Origin of the sequence: Haloarcula salina (genome assembly GCF_010119195.1) — an archaeon.
Classification (GTDB): Archaea; Halobacteriota; Halobacteria; order Halobacteriales; family Haloarculaceae; genus Haloarcula; species Haloarcula salina.
The window spans coordinates 188,523-203,170 of record NZ_WRXL01000002.1 but is presented as its reverse complement, the minus strand read 5'-3'; the positions used below and the strand labels follow the sequence as shown (position 1 = coordinate 203,170).

The 14,648-nt window shown below is 69.9% G+C and carries 17 protein-coding genes; 11 read left to right on the top strand and 6 right to left on the bottom strand.

Annotated elements, in window-relative coordinates; translation table 11 throughout:
* Nucleotides 1–42 precede the first annotated feature (42 nt).
* A complete protein-coding gene (gene truD / locus GM656_RS05945) occupies nt 43–1,425 on the bottom strand; it encodes a tRNA pseudouridine(13) synthase TruD (RefSeq protein ID WP_162412752.1) in 1,383 nt (460 codons plus the stop codon).
* A gap of 192 nt (nt 1,426–1,617) precedes the next feature.
* On the opposite strand from truD, the gene GM656_RS05940 reads away from it, so the two are divergent.
* The gene (locus GM656_RS05940) at nt 1,618–1,755 is read left to right on the top strand and encodes a hypothetical protein (protein ID WP_162412751.1); all 138 of its coding nucleotides are present in this window, start codon (nt 1,618–1,620) and stop codon (nt 1,753–1,755) included.
* A gap of 7 nt (nt 1,756–1,762) precedes the next feature.
* On the opposite strand, the gene GM656_RS05935 is transcribed toward GM656_RS05940, so the two are convergent.
* Nucleotides 1,763–3,106 carry an MFS transporter gene (locus GM656_RS05935; protein ID WP_162412750.1) on the bottom strand — a complete coding sequence of 448 codons (1,344 nt, stop codon included), beginning with the start codon at nt 3,104–3,106 and terminating at the stop codon, nt 1,763–1,765.
* Nucleotides 3,107–3,217: 111 nt separating this feature from the next.
* Between GM656_RS05935 and GM656_RS05930 the strand changes: the two genes are divergently transcribed.
* A complete protein-coding gene (locus GM656_RS05930) occupies nt 3,218–4,192 on the top strand; it encodes a C-terminal binding protein (RefSeq protein ID WP_162412749.1) in 975 nt (324 codons plus the stop codon).
* Nucleotides 4,193–4,235: 43 nt separating this feature from the next.
* Here GM656_RS05930 and GM656_RS05925 read toward each other — a convergent pair whose 3' ends face one another.
* Nucleotides 4,236–5,159 carry a thiamine-phosphate synthase family protein gene (locus GM656_RS05925; RefSeq protein WP_162412748.1) on the bottom strand — a complete coding sequence of 308 codons (924 nt, stop codon included), beginning with the start codon at nt 5,157–5,159 and terminating at the stop codon, nt 4,236–4,238.
* Between the two features lie 120 nt (nt 5,160–5,279).
* Between GM656_RS05925 and tenA the strand changes: the two genes are divergently transcribed.
* From tenA to GM656_RS05905, 5 genes are all read left to right on the top strand, one after another.
* Nucleotides 5,280–5,939, top strand: a complete 660-nt coding sequence (gene tenA, locus GM656_RS05920; protein WP_162412747.1) for a thiaminase II — start codon at nt 5,280–5,282, stop codon at nt 5,937–5,939.
* A complete protein-coding gene (locus GM656_RS05915) occupies nt 5,936–6,703 on the top strand; it encodes a TenA family protein (protein ID WP_162412746.1) in 768 nt (255 codons plus the stop codon). Before tenA ends, GM656_RS05915 begins: the two co-directional genes overlap by 4 nt.
* Nucleotides 6,704–8,212 carry a sodium:solute symporter family transporter gene (locus tag GM656_RS05910; protein ID WP_162412745.1) on the top strand — a complete coding sequence of 503 codons (1,509 nt, stop codon included), beginning with the start codon at nt 6,704–6,706 and terminating at the stop codon, nt 8,210–8,212.
* Nucleotides 8,209–8,331, top strand: coding sequence for a hypothetical protein (locus GM656_RS19465; RefSeq protein WP_277815041.1), 123 nt, complete (start codon nt 8,209–8,211; stop codon nt 8,329–8,331). The genes GM656_RS05910 and GM656_RS19465 overlap by 4 nt, the downstream gene beginning before the upstream one ends.
* Before the next feature lie 69 nt (nt 8,332–8,400).
* Entirely contained in the window at nt 8,401–8,796 is a 396-nt protein-coding gene (locus tag GM656_RS05905) for a universal stress protein (RefSeq protein WP_162412744.1), read from the top strand.
* 58 nt (nt 8,797–8,854) lie between these two features.
* Here GM656_RS05905 and psmB read toward each other — a convergent pair whose 3' ends face one another.
* From psmB to pth2, 3 genes are all read right to left on the bottom strand, one after another.
* Nucleotides 8,855–9,547, bottom strand: a complete 693-nt coding sequence (gene psmB, locus GM656_RS05900; RefSeq protein WP_162412743.1) for an archaeal proteasome endopeptidase complex subunit beta — start codon at nt 9,545–9,547, stop codon at nt 8,855–8,857.
* Nucleotides 9,547–10,281, bottom strand: a complete 735-nt coding sequence (gene psmA / locus GM656_RS05895) for an archaeal proteasome endopeptidase complex subunit alpha (RefSeq protein WP_162412742.1) — start codon at nt 10,279–10,281, stop codon at nt 9,547–9,549. Before psmA ends, psmB begins: the two co-directional genes overlap by 1 nt.
* A gap of 73 nt (nt 10,282–10,354) precedes the next feature.
* Nucleotides 10,355–10,693: a peptidyl-tRNA hydrolase Pth2 gene (gene pth2, locus GM656_RS05890; RefSeq protein WP_162412741.1), complete on the bottom strand. Its 339-nt coding sequence runs from the start codon at nt 10,691–10,693 to the stop codon at nt 10,355–10,357.
* Nucleotides 10,694–11,138: 445 nt separating this feature from the next.
* On the opposite strand from pth2, the gene GM656_RS19205 reads away from it, so the two are divergent.
* The 4 genes from GM656_RS19205 (at nt 11,139) to GM656_RS05870 (ending at nt 14,636) form a co-directional block, all read left to right on the top strand.
* The gene (locus GM656_RS19205) at nt 11,139–12,251 is read left to right on the top strand and encodes a hypothetical protein (protein ID WP_194242948.1); all 1,113 of its coding nucleotides are present in this window, start codon (nt 11,139–11,141) and stop codon (nt 12,249–12,251) included.
* An 88-nt stretch (nt 12,252–12,339) separates the two neighbouring features.
* On the top strand, nt 12,340–12,927 hold the full coding sequence (dcd, locus tag GM656_RS05880) for a dCTP deaminase (RefSeq protein ID WP_162412740.1): 588 nt from the start codon (nt 12,340–12,342) through the stop codon (nt 12,925–12,927).
* A 168-nt stretch (nt 12,928–13,095) separates the two neighbouring features.
* The gene (locus tag GM656_RS05875; RefSeq protein ID WP_162412739.1) at nt 13,096–13,989 is read left to right on the top strand and encodes a thiamine-phosphate synthase family protein; all 894 of its coding nucleotides are present in this window, start codon (nt 13,096–13,098) and stop codon (nt 13,987–13,989) included.
* The gene (locus GM656_RS05870) at nt 13,986–14,636 is read left to right on the top strand and encodes a class I SAM-dependent methyltransferase (protein ID WP_162412738.1); all 651 of its coding nucleotides are present in this window, start codon (nt 13,986–13,988) and stop codon (nt 14,634–14,636) included. Before GM656_RS05875 ends, GM656_RS05870 begins: the two co-directional genes overlap by 4 nt.
* Nucleotides 14,637–14,648 lie beyond the last annotated feature (12 nt).

Here is a 14,648-nt window from a genome sequence, read left to right as displayed (position 1 = left end):
AGTGGACGATCGGGACGAGTCGCGGCGGTCCCGAACGGCGGCTCACGCGGCCGGGTCGCCCTTCCGGAACTCCCGGAGGACCACCGTCGCGTAGCTCCCCTTCGGGAGCGCGAAGGCGAACGTCAGATCGTCGCCGTCGCGGTCGACGCCGAGGTCGGTCCGGAGCAGTATCGCGCGCCGTGTCCCATCGCTGTGGAACTCGCCCGGGAGATCGAAGTCGCCGGGTTCGAGGCCCACGTCGTCGAGCGCCGCGCGTTCGATGTCGCCCGGTTCGCCGTCGCCGAGGTCCGTCTCGGTCCCCACCAGCGGCGCGGTGACGAACGCCCGGCCGCGCTCGCAGTGGCGCTCGACGGTGGACAGCCGCTTTTCCGTGACGCGCTGGACGCGGCCGGGGTCCGGGACCGCGAGGTCGCTCGGCGCGTCGCCGTCGCGGAAACACACCACGTCGCCCTCGACGGGGCGGTCGAACGGCAGGCCCCGCTCCAGGCGCTCCGAGAGGATGCGGTTGAACACGTACGACTGGGCGGCGTTGACGAACAGCGACTGGAGGTTCGACGGCAGGGATTCGAGGGCCTCGCGGAAGTCCGCCGGCTCGTCGGCCCCGTTCTCGACGAGGCGGTGACAGATGGAGCGCTCGTAGCCCAGCGCCCCGGGCAGCCTGTCGAGCGCCCCCGCCCAGTCGCGGGTCTCGTCCGCGTAGGCGCGGGCCTCGCGGGTGGCCTCCGGCTCGCGCTCGTGCGGATTGCCGACGTACGCCAGGACGGCGGCCTCCCAGTCGCCGCGGGCGATGGCGAGGCCGACCTCGTGGGTGACCGGGCGGCGCGACCCGAAGCGCTGCTGGCCGAAGTAGTTCGGCACGCCGACCGTCGTCTCGCCGTCCGGCAAGTCCTCGGTGGCACTCGCCCCGTCGTCCGCCGTCGGGTCCTCTCCGCAGGCGAAGGCCGCCAGGTCCGCCACGACCGAGGCGGCGTTCTCGGGCCGCTCGGCGTCGCGGACGACGATCTCGAAGGCGTTGCCCGCGAGGTCGCCAAAGAGGATGGGGCGGCCCGCGCGACCCACGGCCTCGACGGTCGCGCCGTCGATTTCGGGGAGCGCGTCGGCGTCGATTCCCTTCACCGAGAACAACTGCGTCGTGACGGCGCGCTTGTCCTTCGTCCCCGCCCAGGACACCCGCTCGCGGGAGATGCCCAGTCGGTCCGAGAGGCGACTGGCGAAGTCGTTGGTGTCCCAGTTGGCCAGTTCCGCCCGGAAGACGAGGTGCGGGTACGCGCCGGTGTCGGCGTCGACCGGTTCGGTGTCGAACGCCTCCAGCTCCCGGACGCGGAAGTCCGCGGGCCTGTCGCGGAGGCGACCGCCCACCCCCGCCGCGTCGCTGACGTAGTGCTCCATGCCGACCGCCCGCTCGATGGGGTGGGCCTCGCGCATGGTGGGGTGTTCGCGGGTCGACGCTTAGGGCTGGCGCTCTCGGGCGGCGCGTCGCGGGGGAGCGTGACGCAGCGATCCGGGCCGCTAGCCGCCGAACGTCCCACCGCTAGCCGACCCGTGCGCAGACTTACCACGCTGGGCGTCCCAGGTACGGGTAGGTCGTCGAACGGCGGACGGCCAGTGAACACCACGATGGCAAAGATAGCATGCGAGCACTGCGGCCGACGGATCACGTTCGACAGGGACGGCCAGGAATCGCGCGCGCCGATGCGGTACTGCCCGCGCTGCGGCGAGGAGCTCCCGCCGGAAGAGGAGTGGGAGGCGCTGTGAGGGCGGCTCAGGCGTACGCCTCGAACTCCCGGCCGAAGGCGAGGAAGTACGCGACGCCGACCAGTCCGACGGCGGTCGCCGCGCCGAAGGCGAGTTCGGGGCCCGCCCGGAGCGTCAGCCCGCGGACGGTCAGGGCCCACTCGCTGCCGTAGAGCCAGCCGCCGAGCGCGGCGCTCGGGACGACGACGACGTTTCTGACGAGGTAGTACGTCCCCGTGACGCGACCGCCGGCGTTGCGCTCGGCCGGGCCGACGATGAGCGCCTTGTGGGCGGGCAGACCGGCGAACCGGAGGCCGGAGAAGGCGAACAGGAGGAGGACGAGCCACTGATCGGCGGGGGCGACGATGAGCAAGAGCGGGAACGTCGCGTACACCAGAAAGCCCAGGGCGACGGCGGGCTTGAGGCCGGCCCACTCGGCGAACTTCGAGACGGGTGCCATCGAGACGACGGCGACGACCATCTCGACGCCGAGCAGGACGCCGAAGAAGGCGTCCGGGCGCAGCGAGACGCCGAATCCGGTGAACCCGACGGAGAGGAAGTCGGTGACGACGATGACGAAGAAGACGTACACCATGCCGTTGGCGAACCGGATGAGCGTGTCGGCGACCAGCAGCGGCCGCAGGGTCGCCGGCATCGTCCGCAGGTCCCGAAGGGCCTGGCCGACCCCCTCGAAGGACTTTCCGAGCGTGTCCTCGCTGGCGTCGTACAGCAGGTGCTGGGCGACCGTGGCGACGAACCCGCAGGCGACGGCGAGCAGGAGGACCCGCTGGAAGCCGCCGACGAACGTCGCGGTCGCCGCGAGCAGCGCCGCGGCGGCCAGCGGCCCGACGAGGAAGCCGATGCGCCGGAACACCTCGGTGCTGGCGAAGCCCATCGCCAGCCGCTCCGGCGGGACGCTCTGCTTGACGATGGCGAAGGTCGCGCCCAGCCCGAAGGACTTCCACGCCTGCGCGAGGAAGAGGCCGAGAAACACCAGCCACCACGCCGGAAGCGTCCACGCGCCGACGGTCACGTCGCCGACGACGCTCGCGAGGTACCAGACGCCGAACCCGAGCGTCGCAAGCGTCGCGAAGGCGGTCAGCGCGAGGCGCGAGCCGATTCGGTCCGAGACCGCGCCGCCGGGATAGGGGTACACCGCGCTGATGAGGTTGCCGACGCTCCCGTAGAGGCCGATGACGCCCGCGCTGGCCCCCAGGATTCGCATGTACTCCGGGACGTACCGGCTGGTCATCTGAAAGGCGAGGCTGAACGCCAGCATCGACAGCGAGAGGACCAACACGTCCCGCTCCAGTGCGAAGAATTGCCGGAAGGAGTCGAGCAGGTCGACGCCCCCCTCGGTATCGGTGGCCATCGGCTAGCGGTACTTTCGGGCTCGACTTATAGTCGAGAAAACCGGCGAGGGAGGAGCGCCGTCCGCGTGCCGTGTGGTGGGTTTATTTCGACCCGAGCGGAACGCCACGGTATGACACATCGAGTCGTGGTCTCGGACACGAAAGTCATGGACGAAGCGACGCGGGCGGCCGTGCTCGACGCGGCGGACGCGACGGTCGAGACGACGGACGCGAAGGAGCCGGCCGCCGTCGCCGAGGCGGTCGCGGACGCGGACGCGCTGATCGTCGACGCGGGCACGCAGGTCACCGCCGAGGTCGTCGACGCCGCGGACTCGCTGGAAGTCGTCGGCCGGGCCGGCATCGGCGTCGACAACATCGACGTGCAGGCCGCGGCCGACGCCGGCGTCACGGTCCTCAACGTCCCCGACTACTCCGTCGAGGAGGTGTCGACCCACGCGTTCGCGCTGATGCTGGCCTGCCTGCGGAAGATTCCCACCTTCGACCGCTCGGTCAAGGGCGGCGAGTGGGAGTGGGCGGTCGGCCAGCCGATGCACCGCCTCGCGGGCCAGACCGTGGGCCTCGTCGCCTTCGGCAAACTGGCGAGCCGGTTCGCCGCGAAGCTCCGGGGATTCGACGTGGACGTGATCGCCTACGACCCGTACGTCCCGGCCTACCGGATGGGCGACCTCGGCGTCGAGAAGGTGGACGACTTCGAGACGCTGCTTTCCGAGTCGGATATCGTCTCGGTCCACGCGCCGCTGACCGACGAGACGCGCGGGCTGTTCGACGCCGACGCCTTCGATCGGATGCGCGACGACGCGCTCCTGGTGAACACGGCCCGGGGCGGCCTCGTCGACGAAAAGGCGCTGTACGACGCGCTGACGAACGGCGACATCGCCGGCGCGGGACTCGACGTTCGCGCCTCGGAGCCGCCCGGCGAGTCGCCGCTGCACGACCTCGACGGCGTCGTCTGTAGCCCTCACGTCGCGTGGTACTCCGAGGAGTCCCGGGCTGAACTGACCGAGACGGTGACGGAGGACGTGCTGCGCGTGCTCCGGGGCGAGGAGCCGAACAACCCGATCGACCCCGAGACGGGCTGGTTCTGAGGCGGTCCCCGGACTGATTCGACGGGCCGCCCGAATCGCCGGGCTATCCGGCCGCGTCTTCCAGCAGTTCGACGGCGAACTCCGCCGCGTCGACCGCCGTCTCGCCGAAGACGTAGGTGATCGGCTCGACGCCGAACGCGCCCTCGTGATAGATGACTCGCGGGACCGCCCCGCGCTCGCGGAACGCCGCTTCGAGGCGGTCGTCCCGGTCCTCGTAGCCCGCGTCGAACTGCAGGGGGTCGACGCCGCGCTCGCGGGCGCTGTCGAGGACCGCCTCGTCGGTCACGAGATTGAGCGCGGCCCGGCGCGTCGGATCGACGGCCGTCGCGGCCAGAATCGTCCCCGCGACGTGCTCGGAGGCTCCGAACTCCGGGTTCGACGGGACGTTCACGCGGCCCCGGAGGTCGTGGATGCGGCCGGGGACCGCGGCGACGTCGAGCGCGTCGTCGGCGCCGGGCAGCGCCATCCCGACGTTCATCCCCACGTTCGGGATGGCGGCGACCACGACGGCGGCGTCCGAGAGCAGGCGCGTGGCCCGCCGAACCGAGGAGAGGACGGTCCGCTCTTCGAGCACCGCCGCGTCCGTGCCCCGCACACAGAGGTCACAGCCCATCCCCTGCAGGGCCGGCATCTCCTCCTCGTGGACCGCACAGATGGGGCCGCGGTCCTCGAACTCGCGGACGAGCGCGAGCAGTTCGTCGAGCACTGCATACTCGTCCATCTCGTCGGCGGCCAGCCCCGCGGCGATGCGCTCGATGGTCTGGACCATCCGCCGGTCCTCGCGGAAGCGCTCCTCGACGGAGACCTCGCCGCTCTTGTACTTGCTGACCGCGGCCTGCGTGACGCCGAGCTGGTCGGCGATCTCCTGTTGGGTCCACCCCTCCGCGTCGAGTTCCGCCGCGAGCATCGCGCGAGCCGTCGGCAGGAACCGCTCGACGACGATCTCGCTCGGCAACTGCAGTGTCATTACCCCACGTGAGACGCCCCGGCCACAAGTAGCCTGCCGGCCCTCGCCGCTCGCCCGAATGCTACAACCAAGTTATATTAGAAGCCTATAACACGACGGAACGTGTTTGACCGGCCACCCATGGCATTCAGCGACCGACTCCTCGACGCCGGGGAGGACATCTGGGCGGCACAGAAGGCCCACCCGTTCGTCACGGAACTGGCCGCCGGCACGCTCGACGAGGCGGCGTTCCGGCACTGGGTTCGACAGGACTACCGGTACCTGCAGGACTACGCGCGCCTGTTCGCGCTGGCCGGTGCGACGGCCCGCGAGGAGGAGACGATGGCGCACTTACTCGGCGTGGCCCACCAGGTGCTCGACACCGAGATGGACCTCCACCGGGAGTTCGCGGCCGACTACGGCATCGCCGCGGCCGACCTGGAAACGACGGAGAAGGCGCCGACGTGCCTCGCCTACACGAACTTCCTCGTCCGGACGGCCTACGAGGGCCGCGAGGCCGAGATCGCCGCCGCGCTCTATCCGTGCATGCAGGGCTACCTCGACGTGGCCGAGCACATGGCCGACCTCGCCGAGGAGGAGCACCGCTACACGCCGTTCATCGAGATGTACACCGGCGCAGAGTTCCGCGAGGCGACCGAGTGGTGTCGCGCGTACGTCGACCGCTGCGGCGACCGCTACCCCGGCCAGCACGACGCGATGGAGCGGGCGTTCCTGACGAGCGCGAAGCTCGAACACCGCTTCTGGGAGATGGCCTACACGCGGGAGGGCTGGGAGCTATGAGCGGCGGCGAGACGTACGCGGACTACGCCGCCGGCGTCGAGGACCCGCGCTTCACCGAGTGGCTCCGCGACCGGGACCGGGCCGCGTGGGACGCCGCCGTCGACCACCGATTCGTCCGCGAACTCGGGGCCGGGACGCTCTCGGAGGACGCGTTCGCGCGCTACCTGGTGCAGGACTACGCCTTCGTCGGCGAACTCGTCGGGACGTTCGGCTACGCCGTCGGGCAGGCCCCCGACATGGCCGCGAAGCGCAGCCTCGTCGAGTTCCTCGACACGGTGACCGACGAGGAGGACGACTACTTCGAGCGCTCGTTCACCGCGCTGGGCGTCGACGACTCGCGCTGGCGGGACCCCGAGCCATCGGCCGTGACGGCGCAGTTCCGCGACCTGCTCGGGCGCGCCGCCCGCGAGGGGGGCTACGCGGAGACGCTGGCCGTGCTGGTCCCAGCCGAGTGGGTCTACGAGACGTGGGCGACGGCGGCCGCCGAACGCCACGGTGACCCGGACGCCGACGGGCCGCCGAGCGCCGGCATGGGTCTCCCCTTCTACTTCGCGGAGTGGGTCGACCTCCACGCCGTCGAACCGTTCCGGGCGTTCGTGGGCTGGCTCAGCGGCCAGCTCGACGCCGTCGGCCCGACGCTGTCGCCCCGGCGGGAGGCCCGCGTCGCGACGCTGTTCGACCGGACCGTCGAACTCGAACGGCAGTTCTTCGACGCGGCGTCCGACGCGACGACGGCGACGGACGAGCGCGAGGTGAGCCCGTAGATGGTCTCCGCGACGGTCGCGCTCGCCGCGACGGCGGTGACGGTCCTCGTCTTCACCGGCGTCGGCCTGCTGGTCTCGCGCGGCCGCGTCGACTCGGTGGAGTCATTCATCTCGGCGCGCGACTCCGCGGGGAGCGGGACCCTCGCCGCGACCGTCATCGCGTCGATGATGGGCGTCTGGATCCTGTTCAGTCCGGCCGAGGCGGGAGCCGCGTTCGGCGGCCTGCCCGCCGTGCTCGGCTACGCCATCGGGAGCGCCGTCCCGCTGGCGCTTTTTATCCCCGTCGGCGCGCGCATCCGCGAGGTGATGCCCGCCGGCCACTCGCTGACGGAGTTCGCCTACGCCCGCTTCGGGACCGGGATGTACGTGTTCGTCCTCGCGGTGTCGGTGTTCTACATGTTCGTCTTCCTCGCCGCGGAGATGACCGGTATCGCCGGCGCGCTCGCGTTCGTCGCCGGCGTGCCCCACTGGCAGACCTCGCTGCTCGTCGGCGGGTTCGTCCTGCTGTACACCACTTACGGCGGTCTGCTGGCGAGCATCGTCACCGACACCGTCCAGACGCTGGTCATCCTCCCGCTGCTCGCGGTGGGCTTCGCGGGCGCGCTCCTGTCGCTGGGCGGCGCGGGCGACCTCCACGCCGCGGCGGTGTCGACCGACCCGGTCCTGCTCGACCCGGCGTTCGGCCCCGGCCTGGAGTTCGGGCTCTACGTCGCCTTCGCCCTGCTCGGCGCGAACATGCTGAACCAGGGCGTCTGGCAGCGCGTCTACGCCGCCGACGGGGAGCGCTCGCTGCGCCGCGGGATGGGCCTCGCCGCGGTCGTCGTCGTCCCGATGCTCGTGCTCTCCGGCCTGTTCGGTATCGCCGCGGCGGGCCTGGGCCTCACCGAGTCGGGCTCCGCGAGCATCGCCTTCTTCCTCGTGATGGCCGAGGCGTTCCCCGCGTGGGTCACGCTCGCCGTCGTCGTCCTCGCCGTCCTGCTCGTGATGAGCTCCGCCGACACGATGTTCAACGCCATCGCCAGCGTCGTCACCGCCGACCTCGCCCGCGCGCTCGACGACCCGGACGAGCGGACCCTCTGGCTGGGCGGGCGCGGCCTGACGGTCGCCGTCGCGCTCGGCGCGATCTTCATCGGCGCGCAGGGCTACAGCGTCCTCCAGCTGTTCCTGACGGCCGATCTGCTCGCCGCCGGCGTGTTCGTCCCCTTCCTCGCGGGGCTGTACACCGAGCGGCTCACCGGCCCGGGCGCCATCGTCGCTGGGCTGGCGGGACTCGCCGTCGGCTTCGCGTACTTCCCGACGCTCCGAGGCCTCCTTGCCGCGATACCGGGCCTCGGGAGCGTCCTGCCGACGCCGTCGTTCCTCGTCGCCTTCGCCGGCGCGACGCTCGTCTCGGCGGCCCTGACCGCGGCCGCGACGGCGCTCGGCGACGCGGACGCCGACCTGGAGACGCTGGGTCGCGACGTTCGCTCGCTCGATGACCCGGTCACCGACGGGGGGCACGAGCGATGAGTCTCGTCGCGCTGGCAGCGCTCGGACCGACGGCCTTCGCGGCGCTCGCGTGGGGCTCGATCTGCCTCGTCCTCGCCGTCTTCGCCGCGGTCTGCTGGCTCGTGCTCAGCGAGCGGTAGCCGCCCGACTTTAGGTGACGTGTGATAACGTAGAACATACTTATTATTCAGGCCGACGGGAACGAGGACATGACGACCTTCGTGCTCGCGACGAACGCGGTGTCAGTCAGCGAAACGCTGTGTTCGTACCTGCAGAGGGTGCTCGACGCCGAGGACGTCGTGTACGCGGTCAACTCACAGCGCGGCGGTGCCAACACGTCGGAGCGGGCCATCGCGGACGGGAAGACCGCACTGGAGGTCGTTCCCGACCGACTCGGAGAACAGGCGACGGTGGAAACCTACCAGATCATCCGGGGGAACAGCCCGGCGACCGATATCTTCGACATCGCGGCGGAGATCGACGCCGACGAACTGGTCATCGGCGTCCGCAAGCGCAGTCAGACAGACCGGCTGCTCTTCGGTAGCGTCGCCCAGGACATCATGCGCCAGTCGGACTACCCGATGCGCGTCGTCCCGCGGGAGTGAGAGAAGCCGCTGTACCGACCGCGACGACCGCCGGACTACAATCCGAAAAACGGCCGGTCTACGACGCCGACTCGTAGTCGTCGAAGGCGTCGACCTCGACGCCCTCGGCGGTGATCTCGGCGATCACGACGCCGTTGCCGGAGCCGGTGTCGCGCTCGGCGGCGGCCTCGACCGCGCGGATAGCGAGCGAGCGCGCCTCTTCGAGGCTCATCTCGGGGTCGTACTGGCCCTCGATGGTCCCCGTCGCGACCATCGTCCCGGAGCCGGTGACGGTGTAGTCGTCCTGGAGGACGCCGCCGGCCGGGTCGACGGAGTAGACGTGACTGCCCTCCTCGTCGACCCCGCCGACGATGGGGTTGATGGCGAAGTACGGGCCGCCGCGGGCGAAGTTACCCGCGAGCGTCGCCAGCGCGTGGATCGAGAGCGGCTCGTCCCGGCGGACCTCGTAGAGGTCGGCCTCCGCGCGCAGCGAGCGGATGAACGACTGCGCGCCCCCGACGCTGCCGACCAGCGTCATGGCGGCCGTCGGGTGGATCTGCTCCACCTTCGTGACCTGCTTGTTCGAGACGAAGCGGCCGCCCAGCGAGGCGCGCCGGTCCGTCGCGATGATGACGCCGTCCTCGGTCGAGAGGCCGACGGTCGTGGTCCCGGTCTTGACGACGTTCTCCTCGTCGCGGCCCTCGTCCTCGTTGGGGAGAGTCCCGACCTCGGGCTCGTAGGCGTCGGTGAGTCGGTTCTCGGGGTCGTACATCAGTTCTCACCTCCGAGTTCGAACTCCTCGAGGCGTTCGGCGATGTCCTCCTCCGAGAGCTTCCGGAACTGCTCGGTCTCCACGTCGATGGTGGCGATGTCGACGCCGGTGGCGTCGAGGCCCTCGTCGTTGACCGACGCGAGCGCCCGGAGCGCGAGTTCGATGCCGCCTTCGAGGTCCATCTCCTCGCCGTACTCGTCCTCGAGGAACGACTGGATGTCCTCGCGCGAGCCGCCGATGGCGACGGCCTGCCACTCGTAGGGCGTCCCCGACGGGTCAGTCTCGAACAGCCGCGGCTGGCCGTCCTCGATACCGGCCACGAGCAGCGCGACGCCGAACGGGCGCGCGCCGCCCGTCTGCGTGTACTGCTGGATGTAGTCGGTGATCTCCTTGGTCAGCGACTCGACCGACGCCGGCTCGTCGTACCGCAGGCGGTTGACCTGGGCCTGCCGGCGCGCCACGTCGATGAGCTGGCGCGCGTCGGCCACGTGACCGGCGCTCGCGACGCCGACGTGGGAGTCGATCTCGTGGATCTTCTCGATGCTGTCGCGCTCGATGAGCGGCGACCGGGCGTGGCGGTCGGCCGCGATGACGACGCCGTCCGCGGTGCGGACGCCGACGCTCGCGGTCCCGCGCTTTACGGCTTCCCGTGCGTACTCGACCTGGTAGAGGCGTCCGTCCGGCGAGAAGATGGTGATCCCGCGGTCGTACGCCTGTTGTTCGTTTCCTTGCATGATGTGTGATGTCTGTTGTTCACCTGAGGTTAGGGTTACTATTATATAGTCCTATCGCGCGTGCCGACTGCCCTCAGTACAGCGGCAGGTCGCCGGTGACGCGGTCCACAAGCTCGTCCTCGGCGGGGCCGACGGCCAGCGCCGTGACGGTCCCGGGATCGAGCTGTGTGTGGCCGGCGTCGCGGACGACCGCATGCGGCAGGCCCTCGCGCTCGGCCACGTCGGCGAGTTCGAACAGCTCGGACTCGCTGGTGGCCTTCAGGACGACCTTCTTCTGCCCCTCGCCCTTCCAGGCCTTCCGGGGCTTCCGACCGGCGTCCTCGTAAGCCGACAGGGAGGCGTGGGCGACCTGCGCGGCGAGTTTGCCCTCGCCCATCCCGACGTCGGCCCGCGCGACGATAGCCTGCTTCATATTCTGTCATAGACATCCTGGCTTAAACGCCCGTCGGAGTACCCGCACGGTTGCACATACCATAGAGTACATACGCCGTGGCCGAGCAGGCCCCGGCACTGCGCTCCGTCCCCAGGCAGTTGCTCCCGAGACTCTCTCGGTCTTCGGTTAGTGGACCGGCCAGCCCGGCGGCGTTCGCGATACCCGGTAGCCGCACCCCTTCTCGCCGTTCCCATGGGCACCGCCGCGGTCCGCCGCCGAGTAGAGTATCTGGGTTGTAACTTTGATCACACAATCCTTGTTGGCTGATAAAATGGTCGAAGCGTAGTCTTACCGCTGTAAATTGGGTACTAACGAAGCATACACCATTGTCACTAATGCTCGATGTCGTCGAGATTATCGATCAGAGCTACAGTTGCTGGGGAGCCGCGTCGCCCGGACCGGAAACCGGGCAGGGAGTCGTGCGATGAGTGACGGGTCGGGAAGCGCCAGCCTCCCACTCGTCGTCGTCACGGCCGCGATCGCGCTGGTCGTCGTCGGATCGACCGTCGCCGTCGCCGGGGTCGGACTGTCGCAGGTGACCCAGTCCACGCAGTCGCTACTGGTACAGACAGACGACCGGAGCCCGCCACAGCCCTGCGCTCCGGGCGAGGAGTTGCTGGCGAAGTACAACTGGGCGTCGACCAACGGCGACTACGGCTTCGTCTTCGAGAAGGGGGCGAACGACGTCGTTACGTTCAACGAGACAGCCTACGATGACGGGAATCCCGCTGAGGGTCCCACGGAAGTCAACTGGACCTCACAGGTCCCCGTCGACGTCGTGGTCGTCAAGTCCGGCGGTGGGAGTACCATAAACCAGGCCATCGAACAGGACCCGCCGCAGACGACCGGGGTGGTCACCTCGCAACAGGGAATCAGTTTCCTGGCGTTCTGTACGGTACCGTCGACGCCGACCGAAACGCCGGAGGAGCCAACCGAAACGCCGGAGGAGCCGACCGAAACGCCGGAGGAGCCGACCGAAACGCCGGAAGAGCCGACCGAAACGCCGGAGGAGCCAACCGAAACGCCGGAAGAGCCGGTGTACTGGCAGATAGACTTCGGACCGGGCGAAGCGCCACCCGAACCGCCGTACTACGCGGAGAACGACCGCGACCTGATGTCCGCGCTGGGGAACTCCGAGGACGGCGTCGAGCAGAACCCGTCCGTGCTCCACCAGAACAGAGCGGGTCAGTTGAAGAACGTCACTATCACCGGGCAGTCGTTCACCTTTGACGACCCGGACGACCCGACACAGGTAACGGTAGAGTTCACGGTTCCCGAGGACGGACCGAACCGGACGCTCCACCTCGCGTCGTTCACGATGCCCGGACCGTTCAACTACTCCGAAGTCCCCCAGCAGGAACTGCACGCGACTACCAGCGGGACCTTCAGCGCCGGCGAGACCGGAACGCTGACCATCAGTGTCCCGCAGCCGTCCAGCGGGCCGAGTTCGTCGGCGGAACGACTGACCGCGCTCATGCTGCTCGGGTTCGGCGGCACGCTGGTCGGTATGACGGTCGTCAGGCGACGGACGCTATAGCGGACTGATAGCTTCCGCGCCGAACTCGCCGTCTCCGGGGTGGACGGGAACCGGGAAGTTTAGGCCTGCGCCCGCAAACGGCCCTCTCATGATACTCTCAGACGCGGATATCCTCCGGCGACTCGAGGAGGGCGACCTCGTCGTCGAGCCGCTCGACGACCCGGACATCCAGATCCAGCCCGCCAGCGTCGACCTGCGGCTGGGCCGGGAGTTCCTGGAGTTCCAGCACGCCAACATCCCCTGTATCCACCCGAACTCCGAGGACGAGGTCGCGGACTACGTCGACGAGACCGTCGTCGAGGATGACGGGGAGTTCATCCTCCACCCGGGCGACTTCGTGCTCGGGACCACCCACGAGCGAGTCGCCATCCCCGACGACCTCATCGCCCACGTCGAGGGCCGGTCGTCGCTCGGTCGGCTGGCGATTGTGGTGCATGCAACTGCCGGATTATGCGACCCCGGGTACGAGGGCCAGATCACGCTCGAACTCTCGAACCTCGGCACCGCACCGGTCGCGCTCACGCCCGGCATGCGCATCTCGCAACTCACCTTCACGGAACTCAAGACGCCCGCCGACCGCCCGTACGGGGCCGAGCGAGGCTCGAAGTATCAGGGCCAGACCGGGCCGCAGGCGAGCAAGATACAGGGAGATCGCGAGTTCGGAGGCGATCAGTGATGGCCGCAATGCGTGGCGTCGCGGTATCGGCGAGAAAGTCGGTCGAGTTCGGAGGCGACCAATGAGCGGGCCGGGAGCACTGCGAGCGGGCCGTGAATCTCGGCTGGGTGCGAGTGAGTTCGGAGGCGACCAATGAGCGGAACACCATGCAGCGGGGGCACCAGATAGATGCGCTTCGTCGAGGAGATCGTCGTCGACGACTTCCTGCCGACGTTTCGCTCGCTGCTGGCCGACGCGCTCAGAGAGCGCGGGCTGACCCAGTCCGAGGTCGCCGACCTGCTGGGGATCAGCCAGAGCGCCGTCTCGAAGTACGTCCACGGCGACGTGGAACGTCACGCGGACCTGCTGGACCACCGCGGCCTGAACGAACTCGTCGAGCGACTGGCCGACGGGCTGGCGTCGGGCGAGATGAGCCCCGTCCAGGCGCTCGTCGAGACCGAGGTGTTCGTCCGCGAACTCGAACAGGGCGGCGCGCTGGCAAAACTGCACGAGGACGCCGTGCCGGAGCTGTCGGCCTTCGACGACTTCGCCGTCCACGACCCCGATTCGACGCTCCGGACGGCCGAGCAGACGCTCGCGTCGGTCCGCCGCGGGCTCTCGGTCCTGGAGAACACGAGCGGCTTCGCGACGCTCATCCCGGCGGTCGGGTCGAACCTCGTCCAGTGCCTCCCCGACGCGGAGGGCATCGAGGACGTGGCGGCGGTCCCCGGTCGCATCCTCGACGTGAAGGGGCGGGCGACCATCCCGGCCGAGCCGGAGTTCGGCGTCAGCGAGCACGTCGCCACGCTGTTGCTCGCGGCGCGGGCCGCCGGCAGCGACGCTCGCGCGGTCCTGAACGTCCGGTACGACGAGTCCGTCGTGGCCGCGCTAGAGGACGCGGGCTACACGGCCGTCGAGTTCGACGCCGGTGAGACCGTCGAGACCGCCGTCGCGGCCGCGCTGGCGGACGACCCCGGAGCGGACGCGCTGTATCAGACCGGCGCGATGGGCATCGAGCCGGTGGTGTACCTGCTCGGCGACGACGCCGCGTCGGTCGCCGAGACGGCGCGCGAGATCCTGTGACCGACGCGCAGTCCTTCTACGGCCGGTGGGCTGCCGTCTACGACCGCCTCGCGAGCGCGCCGGGCGTCTCGTCCTGGCGCGAGCGGACCGCGGACGCGCTCGCGCTCTCACCCGGCGACACCGTCGTCGAGATGGGCTGTGGGACCGGGGCGAACGTGCCGGTCCTCCGCGAGCACGTCGGGCCGGCAGGCCGAGTGATCGGCGTCGACGTGACCCGCGAGATGCTCGACCGGGCGCGCGAGCGCCCCGCTCGGACCGGCGAGAGCGTCCACTACGTCCGGGCCGACGCCGCCCGACCACCGGTCAGAGACGTCGACGCCGTGCTCGCGACGTTCGTCGCCGGCATCTTCGAGGACCCCGCGGCCGCCGTCGACGCGTGGTGCGACAGCGTCCGCCCGGGTGGACGGGTCGCGCTGCTGAACTTCCAGCGGAGTCCGAGCGCGCTCGCCGCCCCGCTGAACGTCGCCTTCGAGGGGTTTGTCAGGCTCTCAGCGTCGGGGACGCGGCTGTCCCGGCAGTCTCACGCCAGCGCGTTCGAGCGCCGGGTGGCCGCGGCCCGGGAGCGACTCACCGATCGGACGACCGAGCGGCGCTACGAGACGATGGCCGGCGGCTTCGTCGGCCTGCTCAGCGGGACAATTGCGTAGCGCACGCGGGTC

Coding starts and splice junctions, on each gene's coding strand:
- GM656_RS05925 (WP_162412748.1), bottom strand. CDS start 5,159: ATGACACTGCAGTTGCCGAGCGAGATCGTCGTCGAGCGGTTCCTGCCG.
- dcd (WP_162412740.1), top strand. CDS start 12,340: ATGATACTCTCAGACGCGGATATCCTCCGGCGACTCGAGGAGGGCGAC.
- truD (WP_162412752.1), bottom strand. CDS start 1,425: ATGCGCGAGGCCCACCCCATCGAGCGGGCGGTCGGCATGGAGCACTAC.
- GM656_RS05915 (WP_162412746.1), top strand. CDS start 5,936: ATGAGCGGCGGCGAGACGTACGCGGACTACGCCGCCGGCGTCGAGGAC.
- GM656_RS19465 (WP_277815041.1), top strand. CDS start 8,209: ATGAGTCTCGTCGCGCTGGCAGCGCTCGGACCGACGGCCTTCGCGGCG.
- GM656_RS19205 (WP_194242948.1), top strand. CDS start 11,139: ATGAGTGACGGGTCGGGAAGCGCCAGCCTCCCACTCGTCGTCGTCACG.
- GM656_RS05875 (WP_162412739.1), top strand. CDS start 13,096: ATGCGCTTCGTCGAGGAGATCGTCGTCGACGACTTCCTGCCGACGTTT.
- tenA (WP_162412747.1), top strand. CDS start 5,280: ATGGCATTCAGCGACCGACTCCTCGACGCCGGGGAGGACATCTGGGCG.
- pth2 (WP_162412741.1), bottom strand. CDS start 10,693: ATGAAGCAGGCTATCGTCGCGCGGGCCGACGTCGGGATGGGCGAGGGC.
- psmB (WP_162412743.1), bottom strand. CDS start 9,547: ATGTACGACCCCGAGAACCGACTCACCGACGCCTACGAGCCCGAGGTC.
- GM656_RS05905 (WP_162412744.1), top strand. CDS start 8,401: ATGACGACCTTCGTGCTCGCGACGAACGCGGTGTCAGTCAGCGAAACG.
- GM656_RS05930 (WP_162412749.1), top strand. CDS start 3,218: ATGACACATCGAGTCGTGGTCTCGGACACGAAAGTCATGGACGAAGCG.
- GM656_RS05935 (WP_162412750.1), bottom strand. CDS start 3,106: ATGGCCACCGATACCGAGGGGGGCGTCGACCTGCTCGACTCCTTCCGG.
- psmA (WP_162412742.1), bottom strand. CDS start 10,281: ATGCAAGGAAACGAACAACAGGCGTACGACCGCGGGATCACCATCTTC.
- GM656_RS05910 (WP_162412745.1), top strand. CDS start 6,704: ATGGTCTCCGCGACGGTCGCGCTCGCCGCGACGGCGGTGACGGTCCTC.
- GM656_RS05940 (WP_162412751.1), top strand. CDS start 1,618: ATGGCAAAGATAGCATGCGAGCACTGCGGCCGACGGATCACGTTCGAC.